This window comes from Ferruginibacter lapsinanis, assembly GCF_020783315.1.
Taxonomy (GTDB): domain Bacteria; phylum Bacteroidota; class Bacteroidia; order Chitinophagales; family Chitinophagaceae; genus Ferruginibacter; species Ferruginibacter lapsinanis.
In genome coordinates this window covers 1,966,550-1,986,120 of record NZ_CP086063.1, presented here as the reverse complement: position 1 = coordinate 1,986,120, position 19,571 = coordinate 1,966,550, and the positions used below count along the sequence as shown (strand labels likewise).

Genomic DNA, 19,571 nt, shown 5'->3' with positions numbered 1-19,571 from the left:
TAGTTTTTAATGTATGCTTATTAGTTACAGTTGTTTATAAAATTTAACAGTTTGACCACGTTTTATTCTGCTATATCAATTCCCTCGTTACCTGTATCTAAAGCAAATTTCCATTTACCATCCGGCTGTCTTTTCCAAATACTTACATAAGTACCATATTGTACCGTTTCAGATTTTTTGGGTTTAATGGAATATATCCCATAGGTATAGCCAAGATCACCCGATTGAGCTACACTCCCCCCTTTAGGATCCCATGTCATTGTATATGAAGAATCTTCTCCCTGGCTAATGTAAAATATAGCCTCTCCACCGATGATAGGCTTTGAATTGGGTCTTAACAAAACGCCATTGCTATCAATATATTCCATAAAAGCTGCCTTCATTCCTTTTAACTCACTCATTTTTGAAAACTCTCTGTCAGCATCCATCATACTCATCTTAATATCCACCATATCTTCTTTAGGCTTCTTCTTAAAACAAGACAATAAAGAAATTGAAATAATAAGCAATAGTGATAAATTTTTCATGCAGTTAATTTAGTAAAAAAAAATGAGATGAGAGTATACAAAAAAGCGAAAGTATTTTTCAATACCCTCGCCCTTGTTGCAGGAAATATCACCTGCCTGTAGTAAGACCTTCCGGTCTGTATAAAATCTTAAACGTGTAAGCTGTCTTTTTTTGCCATGAGTACTTCCACTGTTTCTTCATACATTTCATCAGGAACACAACAATCAACCGGACAAACTGCCGCACATTGTGGTTCTTCATGAAATCCTTGACACTCCGTACATTTATTAGGAGTAATATAATAAGTATCCACACTTAAAGGTGCGTTACGTTGGTCGGCATCTACCTGAGTGCCATCCAATAAAGTAAATGATCCTTTTACAGTTGTTCCGTCAGATATTGCCCATTCTACACCACCTTCATAAATTGCATTGTTAGGACATTCTGGTTCGCAAGCACCGCAATTAATACATTCGTCGGTAATCTTAATAGCCATTGTTTTGAGTTTTTTATAAATAAAGGGTTAAATAAAATACATTTGCAACCCAAAAGTATAATTACCAGATGAATTTACAAAATAGAATTAATTTATTATCAGCATTAGGAAATCTTCTAAAAAAAAATACAGAAGAATGGCAGGCTGTTAAACATAAAGCTTCGATAAAAAATGGTTGGTTTACCCCCGATTTCATTGATGTTGCTTTAAATAACATTATTAATGAATTTATTGATCCGGAAAAATTAACGGCATGGGCAAACCGCTATTTTTTAGATGACAATATCACCCAAAAACAGGTAGGCATTGTTATGGCAGGCAACATTCCATTAGTTGGTTTTCATGATTTTTTATGTGTATTTATTTCCGGCCATCGGCAAATGATAAAACTATCCAGCAAGGATGATGTTTTGTTGCCGTATTTAACTGAAAAAATGACGGAACTGAACAGCGATTGTGCAAAGTTGATCTCATATTCAGAAATGCTAAAGGGCTGTGATGCTTATATTGCTACGGGAAGTAACAACAGCGCCAGATATTTTGAATATTATTTTAGTAAATACCCAAGTATAATCCGTCGTAACCGTACATCAGTGGCAATTTTAACCGGTAACGAAACAATGGAAACGCTTGAAAAACTGGCTGATGATATTCATATTTTCTTTGGGTTAGGTTGCCGAAATGTGACAAAGATATTTGTACCGGAGGAATATGATTTTGTTCCGTTATTACAATCTTTTCATCGCTATAAATATTTTGCAGACCATCATAAATACAGAAATAATTACGACTATAACCTGGCCATACAGATCATGAACAATCGATTTTATATGACCAATGAAGCCACTTTGCTGGTAGAAAGTGATTCTATTTTTTCTCCCATCAGTCAGTTGAATTATAGTTTTTATAGCGATAAAACGACTCTTTTGGAATCCTTGAAAAAAAATGATGAAATTCAATGCATTGCAGGAATAGATATCCCTTTTGGCATGGCCCAAACTCCCTCCCTCACAGATTATGCAGATGGCATTGATACCATTCAATTTTTGTTATCTTTATAGCAGGTAATAGAATTGAGTTTTTTCATCTACGAAATCGTTCCTAATTAATTGTTAAACATGTCAGTTGGTAAATATCATTTTGTCAGCCCTTCGTTACTTTGTATATGAAAGGCACAAAAATTGAATTCAATTTTTAAAATTCAGAAAACGTTATAGATTATGAAAACAAAACAAATTTTATTTACTGTAGCGATCAGCGCCATTACAGCGCTGGGTGTAATGATTGGTTACACTAAGTTTATACAACACAACAATAGTTTTGCCGGACAACAAGCAGGAATGGTTCCGTCTAACTACAAGTATGCTGGTATGTTTGATAACAACCTGCCTCCCGGTGCCACAGATTTTACGCAACCTTCCCAGGCGGCATTGCCGGCAGTAGTGCATATAAAAACAAAAACAAATGCTAAACAGGTAAGTAATAATTTACCTAAAATGCCAAAGAGCCCATTCAGCGATTTTTTTAATGATGATATTTTTGATCAGTTTTTTGGCGGCAGAGGTAATAGCTACATACCTGAACAAAGAGCTTCGGGTTCTGGTGTTATCATCAGCGATGATGGATATATAGTAACTAATAATCACGTAGTGGAAAATGCTGATGAGCTAACCGTTACATTAAGCAATAAAAAATCTTACACAGCAAAGGTTATTGGTAGAGATCCTGCTTATGATCTGGCTGTGATCAAAATAGATGCTAGCGGATTGCCATTCTTATTATACGGCAACTCTGATGATGTAAAAATCGGTCAATGGGTATTAGCGATAGGATATCCTTTAAATTTAGAAACAACAGTTACCGCAGGAATAGTAAGTGCTAAAGCAAGAAGCCTTGGTTTGAACAAAAGCACAAAAACAAATTCTGCAGTTGAATCTTTTATACAAACAGATGCTGCTGTAAATATGGGTAATAGTGGTGGTGCATTGATTAACACCAACGGGCAGTTGATAGGCATCAACTCTGCTATTGCATCTCCTACAGGATATTACAGCGGTTACTCTTATGCAATACCAGTAAATATTGTAAAAAAAGTAGTAGATGACATGATCAAGTATGGTACTGTTCAAAGAGCATTCTTAGGCGTATCATATAGTCCGGATGGATTGTCTGATGAACAAAAGAAAGCCAACGGAGTTATGGAAGGTAATGGCGTATTCATCAGTGATGTATCAAAAGGTGGAGCAGCAGAAAGCGCAGGCATTAAAAAAGGTGATTTCATTACAAAAATAAATGGAGTTCCAGTTTCATCCAGTGCAGAAATGGTAGAACAAGTTAGCCGCTATAAACCAAGCGATAAGATCACTGTGACATATGAAAGAGGTGGTAAAGAAACTACAACCAACGTTACACTAAAAAACAACGCCGGCACGTATGATATTGTTAAAGAAGATGATGGAACGATGGCTAAATTAGGTGCTGATTTTGTTACTTTAGATGCAAAAAAAGCGAAAGAGTATGGTATACCTGGTGGTGTAGTTGTAAAGAAAATAAATGAAGGTGCATTAAATGATCAAACCCGTATGAGAGATGGATTTATCATTTTAAAAGTAGATGATAAAGATGTTAAAAATGTTGAAGATTTCAAGAAAATAATCGCTACTTCCAAAACACTTACGATCAGTGGTTTTTATCCTGGTTCTGATGGAATTTTTGATTACCCGATAACTCTGGAGTAATCAACACGAAATAACTTTTACAAAGGCAGTAGCAATACTGCCTTTTGTTTTTTCAAAAATTGTAGTATTTTGGAAGTCGTTGTACTTAATCTTTAAAATATTGTTTATGAAAAAGATATTTGGTCTTATCGTATTCATTGCATTTTCAGCAACCGTATTTTCACAAGTAAGTAAAAATGATTACCTCGAAAAAAGTAAGAGAAAAAAAACTACCGGGATCGTTTTGTTAACCATTGGAGTGGCTGCTATTACCGGAGGAATTCTTGCAAATGAATCACGTGGTCAATATAGTTCTTTCGAACAGGATTTTGCAGGAGGTTTATTAATTGGAGGAGGTATTGCCAGTGGTCTTGTAAGTATTCCTTTTTTTATCAGTGCTAATAAATACAAAAAGAAAGCAGCAACAGTAAGCGTCAACAATTTAAAAATCTTTTTATCAAAAAACAATCAGTTGGTTAACAATTTCCAACCGATGATATCTTTAAAAATTAACATGTAAAAAGAGAATTATTTTTTATTGAATTTATCCAACACCATATCCAGGTGTTTTACAAAATCAAGTTCTCCATTTTTTTGCACATCATCGTAGCCATAACTTTTATCAACGATCTTACTTCCATCGTGATATAAAAAAATATAATTGGGTTGAGACACCCCTCCGGTAAGTTTTATTGACAATTCTTTGTATTTATCTCCAACAGTGTTTATCTGAGCACCCAGCAATGCGGAATATCTTTTTTCAGCATCCGGTAACTCCTGATTAAAATCTTCAAATAAAGAAGCCACTACAAATTTATTTTTCATTCTCTCCATCACTTCGGGCATAGTCCACACCCTATTCTCAAACTCTCTGCAATTAGGACAAACAATTCCTGTAAAATCAATCATCAATGGTTTATTTTGTTCTTTAGCTGCCGCCAATGCCTCATCATAATCAAAAAAAGCAACCAACCCTGCACTCTTAGCCGCAGCAGATTCATTTTTGATCAATTCATTTACATACTTAACAGGTTTAATAACATAGGTTGATTTTATTGAATTATTTTTTTCAATATCAGTCTTGGCTGCATTCATTGTATATTCCTGCGTACCGTAAGGTGGTAACAATCCACTTATTTTATTAAGCGGTGCTCCCCATAATCCGGGAATCAGGTATATTGTAAAAGCCATTGAAAGTAAGGCAAAGAAAAAACGAGGAATAGGAATATACTGCATATCCCAATCATTTTTCGGAAGATGACTATCATGTTTCATTTTGAAACCACCCAATAAATAAACAGTAAGGAAAGCAAATAAAGCCACCCATATTGCCAGATAAATATCTCTCGAAAACAAAAACTTACCAATCTGTACATCTGCATTGCTCAAGAATTTCATCGCCAATGCTAACTCTAAAATACCAAGTGACACTTTCATTGCATTTTGCCAACCACCCGGTTTAGATATTTCTTTTAACCAGGAAGGGAAAAAGGCAAATAAGGCAAAAGGCAACGCCAATCCTATTCCAAAGCCACACATTCCCATTATAGCAGCCAATTTGTTCGTCTTAGCTGCAATCCCCAAGATACTTGCTACAAAATTTCCTGTGCAACTGAATGACACTACCACTAATGTTAATGCCATGAAAAATATGCCTGTGTAACTTCCTAAACCGGATTTGCTATCTAATTTATTGGCCCATGATGAAGGAAGACTAATTTCAAATGCGCCCAAAAAAGAAATACCAAAAATTACGAACAACGCAAAAACCAGCAAGTTAAATTGCCAGCTGGTGGATATAGCATTCCACGTAGATTGCGGTACAAACAATACCGACAATATTGCAACGAAGGTATAAATGGCTACAATGGAGAATGCATAGAAAAGAGCGCTCTGTCTACCTTGCTGAGGAGTTTTGCTTCGTTTCAAAAACAAGCTAACGGTAACGGGCACAAGCGAATACACACATGGCGTTAAGAACCCTATCAGCCCGGCTAGAATACCAGCCAATAGCCATCCGAGCACAGATTTGTTGGTAGAAGATTCGGGTGCTTTTTCAAAGGAAGTTAATTCTTGAGTTTTGGGGCGATAAACGAATTCTTTTGAAATAGGATAAGAAAAATTCAATACTTCATCTCCATTTAACACATAGGCAAGCACTTCTCCTTTTATCCTGAAACTATCCTCTTTCACTACATTGACTTCCTGAGACCATATGGCGGAATCGGTAAAATACTGAATACTTACACCTCCTAACGCAGTTGATTTTTCTGTGATCGATGATGTAATAGCAATCGGATCACCTTTTATTCTCAATCTGGATGTACTATCAAAATTGATGGCAGTTCTTACATCATCCAATCCATCTATTTTTTGGGTTGATAATAACTTAGCTCCTTTCGCAATAGTAGCCTTAATGAGTAACACTTGTTTACCTGCGGTATCTGTAGCGGTCGTAAAGCTAAACTGCACAGGTTTTTCCTGTGCAAACATTGATAAAGTAATAAAACATAAGACAACCGTCAGCAGTTTTCTCATCGGCTTATTTTAGTGCTATATTAAATGGAGTTGTTGTTGGCGGCAAACATCTGGAATCTGTACAGACCATATAATACACTTCTCCGCTCACATTAGTTTTGATTTTGCCTTTAACAGTAACTACCTGCACAAAATCAACCTTATCAGCATAATGCAACACATCTATGCCAAAATTTTCATCATGTTGTTTAACCAGCTTACCCACCTCTTTTGGTTTACTTGTGTTTGTCACCAAGGCATTTTTAGCAAAGGTAAACTTTGTTGGCTCCGGACCACCTTCAGGTGTATTTTGAGAATAAATATGCCATCCTTTAGGAAGAGTAGCAGTGATCTTTAATTCATATTTATTTTTATCACCCGCCAGTTTTTTTGCACTAAAGGTCCATTTAACCGGATTTTGCTGTGCACTGACCGAACCTGCCAATGCTGAGAACAATATTAAAAATAAGTATTTATACATGGTATAAAATTAATCATTAAAGCAGTCATATCAATCGAAATTTTAGTTTTAACAATGCGTTTTCAAAATTACCTGTTCAAACAGTGATAAGTACACTAAAATCAATGTTTTTCAGAGTTTATATCCTTCTTCACTATCAAACTCAGGATTATATTGCTTCATCTCTAAGATTATGAATTATCAATCTTAACACTTATCTTCATTTCTTATACATTTAATATCCTTTCGATAATTTTAAAAACCGGTCGTTCCAAGCACCTGTGTCGTTTTAATTTCCATATACCATTATATTTTTTCTGATCATTAAACCTAATCGAATGAATCAATCTTCTTTGGTAAAAGCAGGCATATTCGCATTATTGTTGGTTACTACTACACTTATCAGTTGGGAGTTGCATCTGCGTAATCAAGGCATTTCAATTTCTTATGATGATGACGAAGGGTTATGGGCCGACAAAAGAGAAAAGATCTATTTGCCTGCCGATAAGGCCACTGTTTTGATAGGATCATCCCGTAACAAATATGATATAGATATCCCTACATGGGAAAAACTTACCGGTGATGAGGTGATACAGTTATCCTGTGTAGGAAGTTCTCCTTTACCTACACTTGACAATTTGGCAAATGACAAAAACTTTAAAGGAAAACTGATTGTTGACGTAACCGAGATATTGTTTTTTTCAACATCGCCACACAATAGCGAAGCCCCGGTTAAAAGAATAGAATGGTATAACAAAAGAACTCCGGCCCAATGGTTCAGTTTTAAAGTAAATACCTTTCTGGAATCGAATCTTGTTTTTTTAGATAAAGATTATTACTCTTTGAATGCACTTATTAACAGAAATAAGATCCCCAATAGAAAAGGAGTTTTTCAAGAACCTGATTTTCCTATGGATTTTGAAAGAGTCACTTTTGAACGGCAATGTTTTATGACAGATAAATTTGTGGAAGATACCAATCAACACAATCAGGTAAAAGCAATCTGGGAGTTTTTCAGAAGTATCAGTAAAGACCCTCCAATGAGCGGACATCCGCTAGATTCTCTTCTTAATACGGTTAAAACAGATGTAGATAAAATAAAAGCAAGAGGTGGCCAGGTACTATTTATCCGCACTCCTTCCAGCGGAGGATTTTTAATGGGAGAAAGAATGGGTTACCCAAGAGAAAAATATTGGGAAAGAGTTTTATCCGTTACCAATTGCCCCGGCATTCATTTCGAAGATTATCCTGCTATCGCACATTTTGAATGCCCGGAATTATCGCATTTAAAACCAAGTGATGCGATCATCTATACAACAACGTTAGTAGATATTCTGCAAAAGGAAAAAGGATGGATATTTCCTCATAAACCAACTGCCCAATAAAATCATTTAACCTTCTAATACTACTGCTATGGTTTTTAACTCATATACTTTTATTGTTTTTTTCATAATCATGTTGGTGTTGCATAACCTGCCATTTTCCTGGAAAACAAAAAAAATAAATCTCTTACTTGCCAGTTATATTTTTTATGCAGCATGGAACCCCCCATTCATTTTATTATTGTGGCTTTCTACTATTATCGACTTTTTTGTAGGTAGAGCCTTGTACACACAGGAAAACAAACACAAGAAAAAACTATTGCTTGTCATTAGCCTAATCGGTAATCTTGGCATGCTTTGCTTTTTTAAATACGGAGGATTTTTATTAGAAAACTTCACTCATCTGGTAAATTTATTGGGCATCAATTTCCATCCCGCCAAACCAAATATTATTTTACCGGCGGGTATATCTTTTTATACTTTTACTACACTTTGTTATACGATTGATATGTATAAGAAAAAAAGTGAACCTGTAAAATCATTGTTAGATTTTTCTCTGTTTGTTACCTTTTTCCCTCACCTGGTGGCAGGTCCAATCGTTCGTCCGCCACAATTGGTGCCACAGTTTGAAACAGCACGTAAAGCAACACAACAACAATTACTGCAGGGGTTATTACTAATGACACTTGGCTTGTTTATGAAAGTTGTGTTGGCAGACAGTATGTTAGCGGGATCCGCCAATATGGTGTTTAATGCTCATGCTGCAGTGAGCACGTTGGATGCATGGACTGGTGTACTGGCATTTTCAGGACAAATATTTTTTGATTTTGCAGGATACTCCACATGCGCTGTTGGCGTAGCACTGTGCCTGGGTTTTGTGCTGCCGCAAAATTTTTTATACCCTTATGCTGCCATTGGATTCTCAGATTTCTGGCGAAGATGGCATATCACTTTATCTGCATGGCTAAGAGATTATTTATACATTCCGCTAGGAGGAAACAGGAATGGAAAATTCAGGACTTATATCAACCTAATGCTTACTATGCTGATCGGTGGTTTATGGCATGGTGCCAATTGGACCTTTGTTGTATGGGGTGGTTTACATGGACTTTATTTATGGGTTGAAAAAATGATCGCAGATCTCCGGCATGATAAGGTTAAAGCAATTGCTATTACTCCTTCAGGCGAGGTGGGGGTTTTAGGGCCGGTTCCGGAGATATTGAAAAAGAAGAGCCTTAGTAATTTCTTATTGGCGCTTATTACATTTTTCTTTATCAATGTTACATGGGTATTTTTCAGGGCACCCGACTTTACATCTGCCTGGCGTATGCTTACCTCTATGTTTTATTCAGTGCCAAAAGGCGCAGAGTTATTAACCACCATAAGTATACTTAAAGTTTTGATCATTATCTTTTTTGTGATCATTTTTCATTGGCTGATGAGAAATACCCGTGTATTGATCGTTGCTGAAAAAATGCCCTGGTGGTTATTGGGCATTGTATGGGCTGCATTATTGCTATTGCTCATTTTAAGCCAGGAGAGCAGCAGTTCATTTATCTATTTTCAATTTTAATCTCTATCAAATTTTGTATCAAAGCACTACTGTTTTAAGCTAAATAGTTACATAATTCCTACAAATAATAAACGTGGCTTGAAATTAACGGCATTATAGAGAAATATACTTATATGAAATCTGATGCTATATCAACTGAAAAGAAATTAAGGAATGACTCGAGCGACACTCAGACCAATAAGAGAATACATGAACACCTGACCAATGAAAATGATGTAATATCTGACGAAGATATTAATAATGCTAAAACTGATATAACTACTATTAATGATAGCCAGGCATCACCGGAAAGTGAACCTGATGAAACAACATCACGGGATGTGCCAGAGTCTTGAGCGTAAACAAAAATGGCAATGGGATAGATCGTGTAGTTTTATACCCACTTAATAATCTATAAGTGTGTTTTCTTTATCTGTTTTACTTTCAAGTAATTAAAGAACTTGCAAGTGGCATCATTTGCCCAAATCTCTATAAAAACAAAATTTTTAGTTATTGCTCGTCTCTGAAATACACTTTATAAAAGTTCATATTTTTTTCTTCGTCATATCCTTTTTCGATCAATTCTTTATCGCCATGTATGTAAATATGAAAATTCCTATCGAGTTTTAAAACACTTTTAAATACTCTCGCCTGTTTCTTTACTGCAGCAGTAGAAATGGAGAATGTATCCGCTATTTGGGTATCATATTCATTTTCATACTCTCTTTTAAAACTTTTAAACAATTCTATTCCTTCGGGATTTTCAATAACTTCATTGGCAAATTCATCAATATCAAAACTGTCTTTGTCTTTAAAATATTTTATCGATCGATTCAACAGATCGATCTTATCTGTCTTAGAAATATCAAACTCTTCATCCATTTTTTTAGTAACAAAGTTCTTGTAAATATTGAGTGTATTCTGCGTTTGGGTGTAGTTGTCATTCCTGATACTCAGTTTTAAAAAATCATCTATCCAATAAACCGCTTCAGACCGGTTTGTCTGGTCTACAATAGCAACTTTATACCCTTCTTCTTTTTCCGTGTTAAATATCAAAACTCCTTTATCGAGTTTTTTAATATTTATTGCCTGTTCTTCATAATTAATTTTAAAACCTTGTATATCTTGTTGTACGGTTAGATATGGCTCTTTGGATTCAGATTTAAAAACACCTATTGCGTCCAACAACTCACCTTCTATCTGCACCCCTTTGAAATAAACACAATACAATTCTCCGGATTTTATATTTGGATGATTGGATATATCGTGGAGGTGTTTTGCTATTTGTTGTGTATGCGTATGAAAAGATTCCGGCTCTTCAAAGATCATTTCTGCAAAGTGAAATACCTCATTCAGATTAAGATCATGTGTTGGATGCGACAACCGGTATACTTCATTCACTTTTTCAAAAGGAGCCAGAAAATACTTCATTAATAAACCATTCAAAATTTCATCTTCAATTTGCAAAGAATGTTCTGACAAAACAATAGGGTCATCTGTTAATTTATTCCCTACTTTATGTATAGAAAGTTGAGAAAATGACGCTTCAAAATACGAAACCATTGAATAGCTATTTTTTTGAGTAATAAAATTTTGAGCAGCAAATGTAGCCAAACACATTGAATAAGTATCCCTGGTTTGTGATGCAATAAATAAGGAGATCGACTTTAAGAATGACCCAAATCATTGTTTCCTTTTTTTACAATTATTACCTTGTTCAATGCAACCTGCAACTAATACAGGCTTTATGAAAGCAATACTGCGTAAATACCTGGTCAAACAAGCAAGTCTTTTCCCTTGGCTGATAGTATTATTGTTAGTAGCAATGATATATTATGTTGTAATAGGAATCATTGTCATTCAGGAAAATGCCGAAGGCATCATGGCTTTTCTAATAGTACCTTATCTGATACCATGGATACTATTATTAGCCGGACTGGATTATACATTCCGACGTATTTTAAAATACCGCTTACAAAAAGTATGGTTAATAGAAACAACTATTCTGATAGCTTGGGGAGCTTGGTATTATCATCACAATTTTTATCGTACAGAATTTGTTACAACATCTGTAACTCCGATAATAGTATTCGTTAAAGATATACAGACAGGCAAGGAGCCGGAAAGAGATTTCTTGCAGCAAAGCACTACATTCATTATCCCTCCCGACAATATTCTTCAACTAAAAACTTTTTTACGTACTAATGAGTGGAGGCGCCTGGTTGCTCGTACCTCCGGAGGATACAGATACAAGCAGATCTATCCAATGACTTTTATGGAAAAAGACACGATACAATGTGGCAAACAATCTTATCCTATTCAGTTTTTTATTTTAGAATCAGAGAAATACCCTCATTATCGATTCGATGACAAACAGTTTGACTCTATGCGTACTGCGGTTTGTAACAAATTACAGCTCAAATAAATGATGGCATCCCACTATATGCCTTCTCATCAGGCTCATTAACTTTTGGTTGTAAATTTTTCTCTTGACCCTGGCATTTTAATATCTGTTACGACATGGGTCAGCACTGTTCCTACAGTCTGTATTAGAACGAGCAGCTCTTCTGACGGCATGTTATCTAACGCCAGTATTTCAATTCGTCGTATCTCATTTTGCAAAGAATAGATGCCCATATTATCTATCGAAGGTTTAATACGATGTGCAGTTGCTTTTATTTTTTCAAAATTATTGGTTGCATACCCTTCATTCATTTCTGTTATTGCAAGTGGTATCTGATCACAAAAAATATCAAGCATTTTTTTTATGAATACTTCGTCGTTATGCCCTATCTCTTTAAGTCTCGACAAATCGTACAATGAAACATTGAAATTTTCGTCACTATTCGTTTCTGCTTTCATTTCGTGTTTACCCAACCATTTCAAAATAATATTAACCAACTGAATTTCTTTGAACGGTTTAGATAAATAATCATTCATACCAACTTCAAGGCATCTGAGATTATCATCTTTTAACGCAAAGGCAGTAAGTGCAATTACAGGCAACTCTTTACTTATATTTTTGCGAATATTTTCTGTGGCCTCTATACCGTTCATTATTGGCATATGTACATCCATCAGCACAATGTCATATTGATTGCCCTTGATTTTTTCAACTGCCTCAGCTCCATTTACCGCCTCATCAGTAAATACTCCATAATTCTTTAAAATAGTTGCAGCTACCAAACGATTCATTTCATTATCATCTACAATCAACACTTTTTTATTTACCAAAACAGTCGTATCGATATTTTTTATTTCCTTAACGGGCAATTGGGCCGCAGTTCCTTTTTGAAATGGAATCACAAATGAAAACTCTGTACCTACCCCCTTCTGACTTTGTACATTTATCTTACCATTCATGAGTTCGATCAACTCTTTACAAATACTCATACCTAATCCCGTGCCTCCAAAACGGCGACTAACCGAATCATCTTCCTGAGTGAATTTTTTAAAGAGATCATTGGTAAAAGATTTGTCCATGCCAATGCCGGTATCTTTTACAGTTATTTTTATTGTTTGTTGCTGACCTTGTTCATGCACCAGTTTACAACTAATATCAACGGTTCCTTTTTCTGTAAATTTAATGGCATTAGAGATCAGGTTAAGTAATACCTGATTAAGACGATACGGATCTCCTATAAGTATTTTTGATACCCGATCATCAAACAGGTTGGCTGTAAGTATTAATCCCTTTTCTTCAGCTTTATGTACCATTACCTGAATAGCCTTGTCTATTACACTATTTAATTCGAATGCAATATTTTCAAGCGTTAATTTCCCTGCTTCTATTTTTGACAGATCGAGAATATCATTAATAATGACCATTAAATTTTCTGCTGAAGACTGAATGACCTCAAGATTAAATTGCTGATTCTGATTGAGTGGTGTCTTAGCTAACAGATTTGTCATTCCCAAAATGGCATTCATTGGAGTACGTATTTCGTGACTCATATTTGCCAGGAAATTCTGTTTGGTTTGCGCCATTTCTTCCGTGGCCTGTTTAGCGATCTTCAATTCTTTCTCTGCCATTATCCTGTCTGTAATATCTACGGAAAACCCGATGACATATGGCGCTCTTCCTTCCTCTTCTTTAAGAAAATTATTATATAATGTATATAATAATTTTCCACTTTTATGTACCACTCTTAATATACCACTTGCCTCTTTATTGTCCTTAATAACTTTCAGGTATGATTCTGTAAAAAGCTTTTTATCATCTTCCAACATAAAATCGCTTATATGATGCCCCAATATCTCCTCATCCTCATACCCATAAGTTTTCCCTACCATTGGATTGACAGTTAAAAATTTGCCATCCATATCATGAGTAGTAATAATAGCCATACTGTTATCAATCACATCCCTATATCGCTTTTCACTTTGCTCTATTTCCCTCTGTATTTTTTTAATATCAGTAATATCAATACCATAACCAATTACCATCTTCACTTCATCATTATCATTTAGCACAGGATAAAAATTACGCAAAATGGTTTGAACTGTATTATCAGCCCCCTGCATTTCTTCCTCCCAACTGGCTATTTTTTTTGTTTTAGTTATTGTATCAAACATCTTATCGAACATTCTTTTTCTTACTCCGGCTAAAAAAGACAATGGCTTATTTCTATATTCAAAATACTCTTCGTCTGTTTTCCCAATGATCCATTTCCTCATCTCCTTATCTTTTATAGCCATCGGATTTATATACAAATAACGATGCCCCTTATCAAACACAGCTATATCGGAAGGAATATTATCTAAGATCTCTTCATAAAACACTCTTTGTTCATCCAGCCTTTTTTCTACGTTTATCTTTTCCGTTATATCTGTGTATACCCACAAATGACCATCGTAAACATTATCACTCCATACAGGAACAAAATCTCTTTCAAAACATCTGCCATCTTTAAGTTCCAATTTTTCACCGATCACTTCTTTTCGTTCATTCAGTATCTTAGTTGTATGTTCGAGAAAAGATTTTTCATTTTTAAAAAATTGACTAACGTGTTCGAAAGATGCAAAACAATCTGATCCGACAAAGGCCGAAGGATCTTGTTCAATTTTAAACAAATCGCAAAAATGTTGATTAATGAGGGCAATGGTTTTATCTTCATTTGAAAGTAAAATACCGGCATGCAGGTTAGTGATCAGAGAAGACATTCTTGTAGCTGCTGCCTTCAATTTTTCTTGCGATTCCTTTTCAAGTGTAATATCTTCTTCGTAAGAGAAATACTGCACCACATTATTGTCTTTATCAAATACAGGCTGAGCATTTACCCTTACCCAATACCCTTCTCCTGATTTTTTGTAATTATAAATTTCGCAAACAAATGGTTCTGCACGACTAACTTTTAACCGCATAAAACGTATAGTGGCTTCACTTGTTAATGGCCCTTTCGCTAATCCCGGAGTTCCGCCTCTAACTTCTTCAAGTGTGTATCCGGTTATTTTGGTATATGCATCATTTACCCATTCTACCCTACCTGTTGCATCTGCTATAAGAATAGCATTTCTTGATTGTTGTATGATCAAAGAAAGCCTTTCCAGCTCTGCCTCATATTTTTTTCTATCAGAAATATCCTTAATAAAAAAACATAAGAATTCTGTATTTCCCTGTTTTACAGGAATAACAGAAAGTTCCGCCGGAAACTCTTTATCATCTCTATTTATAGCAGCTATCTCTACTTCTTTATTCAGCAGTGTACCTTCATTTACTTTAGCAAAATGCAGTACCCCTTCTTCATGTGCTCTCCGATATGCTTCAGGAATGATTGTTTTGCTCAATTTCCGTCCAATCACCTCCTCTGCTTTCCATCCAAATATTTTTTCCGCCTGGTGATTCCAGAAAGTAATCAATCCGTAACTATCCATTGTAATGATCGCATCCAAAGAAGCGTTCATGATCAAACGGGTTTTTATTTCGCTTTGCTCAATGGCAGCTTCTGAATTAACAATCTCTGTAACATCCGTATAACTCCATAAATGCCCCTTATATTCGCCGTCTATGGTAATTGGAATAAAATCTCTTTCGATGATTCGACCATCATCCAATTCCAGTATCTCTCCATTGACAAGTTTTTTTTCTTTCAGTATTTTTTCAATATTCTCAACAAACTTATCAGGAGACTTGAACAAATGTTTATGCTGTTCAGCGCTATCAGCACAATCCACCCCCTGTAAATCATCGGGTGAAACAGGAACACCAAACAAATCGCAAAATAATTGATTAGCAAAAACAATATGGCGTGTTTCATCTTCGAGCAACACACCGCTTTGCATATTAGATATTAACGAAGTAAAAACCTTTTCGGCGTTTTTTCTTTTATTGATCTGCAAATTGAGCATTTCTGCAATCATTAACAGATCATCAGAATCTTCCTGCAAGCTGGCTCCCGATATTACGCCAACTGCTTCTTTTAATTTTTCTATGGACAACCTTTTTACTTCCGCTTCTTGTTGCAGGGTTTTGTTTAATTCGCTATACTCTTCTTCGCTTATTTTGAAAGCTCTGTCGGAAAGTTCCTTCTCTCTTTCGAGTGTTATATATGATTCATTTACTACAGACAAGAACTGCTGCATTGCCGGATTATGCTGTAGATCTTCCGGCAGCAGCTTCAATATTTGTTTAGACAATAGTTTATGGTAATTCATAAAAAGAGGTAATGGTCATAGTTTGATTGTGTAGCTGACTGTAACCTCCTTCATCAAAAGGAGCAATCTCTCCATATGAATAAAAACCAGCCAATAATGTTTTATTATTGAACGTTTCATTTACAGCTTCTACTTCTTCTTCGATACGAGGACCTAAAATTATTTTTCTGCCAACACAACTAACCAACATTGTGAACGCAGGCTCTTGATACTCTTTCAACATTGTTTGCTTTGCTGCTGCTGCAGCAGCTTCTGTTAGCTTGGCAAGATTACTTTTCATAAATCTGACAGATGCCCCCTGAGGGATATCTCCGGCAAAAGTCATGCTGTTATTACTTTCGTCTATTGATAAAATAGTGCGTACTACGGGTGTTGAACTTCCAGGTACTGTAATAGCCAACGGAAATAATAATGCAGCGCCGGGGAGATTTTCAGCTTCACTGCCCAAGTATTTTTTATAGAGTTCCAATGCATTGCTATCATCTATTTCATACAGCACATTATCTGCAGACTTTGTAATTTCCTTTTCTACGCCGAACATTTCCCAGCCTCCCCTAGAACCATGGGTAACCAACAAATTGTCTCCATAAAAGCCAATTGCAATAACTTCCCCCTCTTTTGGCTGCTCATTTAAACCTACCAAAGTTGATTGAAAATTGGCTGCATCTCCCGCAATCCCTCCCGTTATTAAAACATCTTTATCTAGCGTTGTATTTAATCCTTTTACCAATTCGCTGCCATTTACTAAACTGCCATCAGCAAAAATCATTACATAGGTCAAATCTTTCTTAGGCAGTTTATCAGCCAGCTTGATTGCGGCATCATAACTACATGCACAATTGCTAATATTTATTGAGGCTGTATGGATAGCAGTCTTTTCAAATTCCAACGCTATTGCTATTATAGCATTATCCAAAACTGCATCATGATAAATTTCTCCTGCCGTACTACACATGGAAATTTGTGCTACGGGGAATTGCTCCTTTAAGGCTGCATAAATATTTTTATCTTTCAATTGTTCCTTTCCACCAAAACTTAAAACCAGCTGTGCCTTGTTTTTATTATTTGCATTATTTGCCGGATGTTCGTTCCAAGTGTTTTCAGCCAATTGATAAAGAGATGTTCTCATTGATTTCTTTTTTCGGTTTTTTAATAGGATTTACTGATACCGGAAGTATCAAAACCATGCCATAAAAAAAAACATTTTTTCATATTGATAATAAGCCTTTTACAAAATACTTTTTTTCTTCCATTCCATGATCTGGAATAAAAAGCCATATTCTGGAAATCACACCAATTCTCCTGTTTGGATCATTTTATATATAGTACTCTTACCAATATCCAGCTTATCAGCCGTAACAATTACATCATTATTATATTTCTTTAAATAATATTTTACAATATCGCAAGTATATTGCCGAAGTGTTTTTTCTTCTGCAGTAAAAGTTTCATCTGCATTTACCGTTGGATAACTTATATCTTCTGCAGTAAGTTCCTTTCCATTACACATCACTACTGCAAGGTCTGTAATAGCTTTCAACTCTCTTACATTACCAGGATAGTTATAACGCATGAGTTTGTCTTTGGCAGATTGAGCCAGTGTAATATTTTCTAATTTATTTTCTTTAGCAAATTCTTCAATAAAATATTTAGCAAGAATGAGAATATCGTTTCCTCTTTCTCTCAATGGAGGTAATTCTATTGGTAAACCAATAATACGATAGTAAAGATCTTCACGAAATGCCCCCTTTTTAACCTCATCTGCCAGATTTTTATGCGTAGCTACTATCAACCTGATGTCAAGTTTTACTTTTTCATTTCCTCCTACACGAATCACTTCTCTTTCCTGCAACACCCTCAGCAATTTACTCTGCAAACTCATATCCAGCTCAGCTATCTCATCCAAAAAAATAGTTCCATTGTTGGCTTCTTCAAACTTACCTGATTTTCTTGCCACAGCACCAGTGAATGCTCCTTTTTCGTGTCCAAACAGTTCACTTTCTATCAGTTCTCTGGGTATAGCAGCCATGTTTACGGCAACAAAATTTTTCTTTTTTCTTTCTGAGTTATAATGAATGGCTTTAGCTACCACTTCTTTCCCCGTCCCCGTTTCTCCGGTAATAGAAACATTAATATTAGTTTTAGCTGCTTTATCCATCAATGCAAATATTGTTTGCAATGCTGCACTTTGTCCTTTGATACTTTTATCGAAGGAATATTTTTTTCCTAATTCCTCTTTAAGGTGTTCTACTTCTTTTTTTAACGAACCGGTTTGCCTGATCTTATTTACCGCATTCCACAACAGATCTTTAGTACTATCATCTTTCACCAGATAATCAGCAACCCCCATCTTGAGTAAATTAACAGCAACAGGAATATCTTCCTGTCCGCTAATAACAATAACAGGTATCTGATCATTCACCGCTTGTATCTTTTGATACAGTTTATCTCCGGAAAAATCCGGCAGAGAAAAATCAATGGTGATCAGATCAGGATTTTGGTGAATGTTTGCCAGGCAATCTTTTCCTGTGGTAAAACGGCTGATACTAAAGTCTGGGTTCAATGAGAGATGATACTCTAAAATTTCACCATACCACGGGTCATCTTCTACAATAAAAATTTTATACGATTCCATGCATTAAAATATATCAAATTTATGTTCGTGTTTTTAAGTAAACCGGTAAGAAAACAAAGCTATGTTATCTGGATAAGATACTATAAGAATTCTAGTAACATTAGTTGCAGCTTTTTAAGCGACCTTATTGTTCACGCTGAGTATTTAACCAAAATTCAAACTCTTCATTCGCATTACTGTCATTCAATACATCAAAATAAACGGTATGCTGGCCTTTTGAACACAGTCCATCTTTATTAAAATAAAACCTGCTACAACCTTGATGCAAAGGTGGTTCTTCCGATATATTATCATCTACAACATCTTTTAGCTTATTAACTGTCTTGTTTCCTTTCATGTTTTCCCCCATCAGCGCCATAGACATAGCGGCTAATAAGAGCCCTTTCGATCTCATTGACATTTTTTCTGTTTTTAATGTTTAAAATATAATAACCTCCCCTGAAAATCTGTGTAAAAGCTTTTCTACTTTCATGTAGTAAGCTTTCTACAAATTTGTATACTACTGATAATCAACGATTACTTACTTAAGACGACAAATCATTCCAAATATTGTATACAAGTAAATATTTATTTACTGTATCGATTAAACAGTTTTAATCAGAATACTTATTAACTAATTCTATTACCTGAAATCAGTTTGATATCAATTTTTTTTGGAAAACGATTCCATATTTTGGAAAATCCTACACCGCTCATTCTCTGAAATGCAGT

At 35.3% G+C, this 19,571-nt stretch carries 16 protein-coding genes; 7 read left to right on the top strand and 9 right to left on the bottom strand.

The annotated features are described in order from the left end of the window. Positions 1-62 precede the first annotated feature (62 nt). Positions 63-527 carry a YybH family protein gene (locus LK994_RS08520; protein ID WP_229759652.1) on the bottom strand — a complete coding sequence of 155 codons (465 nt, stop codon included), beginning with the start codon at positions 525-527 and terminating at the stop codon, positions 63-65. A 128-nt stretch (positions 528-655) separates the two neighbouring features. Then, on the bottom strand, positions 656-1,003 hold the full coding sequence (locus LK994_RS08515; RefSeq protein WP_229759651.1) for a 4Fe-4S dicluster domain-containing protein: 348 nt from the start codon (positions 1,001-1,003) through the stop codon (positions 656-658). Positions 1,004-1,071: 68 nt separating this feature from the next. On the opposite strand from LK994_RS08515, the gene LK994_RS08510 reads away from it, so the two are divergent. The 3 genes from LK994_RS08510 (at position 1,072) to LK994_RS08500 (ending at position 4,240) form a co-directional block, all read left to right on the top strand. After that, positions 1,072-2,064: an acyl-CoA reductase gene (locus tag LK994_RS08510; protein WP_229759650.1), complete on the top strand. Its 993-nt coding sequence runs from the start codon at positions 1,072-1,074 to the stop codon at positions 2,062-2,064. A 159-nt stretch (positions 2,065-2,223) separates the two neighbouring features. Beyond that, positions 2,224-3,741, top strand: coding sequence for a Do family serine endopeptidase (locus tag LK994_RS08505; RefSeq protein ID WP_229759649.1), 1,518 nt, complete (start codon positions 2,224-2,226; stop codon positions 3,739-3,741). Positions 3,742-3,847: 106 nt separating this feature from the next. Next, a complete protein-coding gene (locus LK994_RS08500; RefSeq protein ID WP_229759648.1) occupies positions 3,848-4,240 on the top strand; it encodes a hypothetical protein in 393 nt (130 codons plus the stop codon). 8 nt (positions 4,241-4,248) lie between these two features. On the opposite strand, the gene LK994_RS08495 is transcribed toward LK994_RS08500, so the two are convergent. Continuing rightward, positions 4,249-6,258: a thioredoxin family protein gene (locus LK994_RS08495; protein ID WP_229759647.1), complete on the bottom strand. Its 2,010-nt coding sequence runs from the start codon at positions 6,256-6,258 to the stop codon at positions 4,249-4,251. A 4-nt stretch (positions 6,259-6,262) separates the two neighbouring features. Beyond that, positions 6,263-6,718 carry a protein-disulfide reductase DsbD domain-containing protein gene (locus LK994_RS08490; RefSeq protein ID WP_229759646.1) on the bottom strand — a complete coding sequence of 152 codons (456 nt, stop codon included), beginning with the start codon at positions 6,716-6,718 and terminating at the stop codon, positions 6,263-6,265. Between the two features lie 317 nt (positions 6,719-7,035). Between LK994_RS08490 and LK994_RS08485 the strand changes: the two genes are divergently transcribed. The 3 genes from LK994_RS08485 (at position 7,036) to LK994_RS08475 (ending at position 9,927) form a co-directional block, all read left to right on the top strand. Continuing rightward, positions 7,036-8,082, top strand: coding sequence for a hypothetical protein (locus tag LK994_RS08485; RefSeq protein ID WP_229759645.1), 1,047 nt, complete (start codon positions 7,036-7,038; stop codon positions 8,080-8,082). Positions 8,083-8,110: 28 nt separating this feature from the next. After that, complete coding sequence (locus LK994_RS08480) at positions 8,111-9,592, top strand: MBOAT family O-acyltransferase (RefSeq protein WP_229759644.1); 1,482 nt, start codon at positions 8,111-8,113, stop codon at positions 9,590-9,592. Positions 9,593-9,705: 113 nt separating this feature from the next. Continuing rightward, the gene (locus LK994_RS08475) at positions 9,706-9,927 is read left to right on the top strand and encodes a hypothetical protein (protein ID WP_229759643.1); all 222 of its coding nucleotides are present in this window, start codon (positions 9,706-9,708) and stop codon (positions 9,925-9,927) included. Between the two features lie 154 nt (positions 9,928-10,081). Here the strand turns inward: LK994_RS08475 and LK994_RS08470 are convergent, their stop codons facing one another. Further along, a complete protein-coding gene (locus LK994_RS08470; RefSeq protein ID WP_229759642.1) occupies positions 10,082-11,134 on the bottom strand; it encodes a nucleoid-associated protein in 1,053 nt (350 codons plus the stop codon). 184 nt (positions 11,135-11,318) lie between these two features. On the opposite strand from LK994_RS08470, the gene LK994_RS08465 reads away from it, so the two are divergent. Then, complete coding sequence (locus LK994_RS08465; protein ID WP_229759641.1) at positions 11,319-11,996, top strand: hypothetical protein; 678 nt, start codon at positions 11,319-11,321, stop codon at positions 11,994-11,996. Between the two features lie 38 nt (positions 11,997-12,034). Here the strand turns inward: LK994_RS08465 and LK994_RS08460 are convergent, their stop codons facing one another. The 4 genes from LK994_RS08460 to LK994_RS08445 form a co-directional block, all read right to left on the bottom strand. Further along, on the bottom strand, positions 12,035-16,225 hold the full coding sequence (locus LK994_RS08460) for a PAS domain S-box protein (protein WP_229759640.1): 4,191 nt from the start codon (positions 16,223-16,225) through the stop codon (positions 12,035-12,037). Continuing rightward, the gene (locus LK994_RS08455) at positions 16,212-17,354 is read right to left on the bottom strand and encodes an FIST signal transduction protein (protein ID WP_229759639.1); all 1,143 of its coding nucleotides are present in this window, start codon (positions 17,352-17,354) and stop codon (positions 16,212-16,214) included. The genes LK994_RS08460 and LK994_RS08455 overlap by 14 nt, the downstream gene beginning before the upstream one ends. A gap of 159 nt (positions 17,355-17,513) precedes the next feature. Beyond that, positions 17,514-18,860, bottom strand: a complete 1,347-nt coding sequence (locus LK994_RS08450) for a sigma-54-dependent transcriptional regulator (protein ID WP_229759638.1) — start codon at positions 18,858-18,860, stop codon at positions 17,514-17,516. A gap of 124 nt (positions 18,861-18,984) precedes the next feature. Next, a complete protein-coding gene (locus tag LK994_RS08445) occupies positions 18,985-19,254 on the bottom strand; it encodes a hypothetical protein (RefSeq protein WP_229759637.1) in 270 nt (89 codons plus the stop codon). Positions 19,255-19,571: the final 317 nt, after the last annotated feature.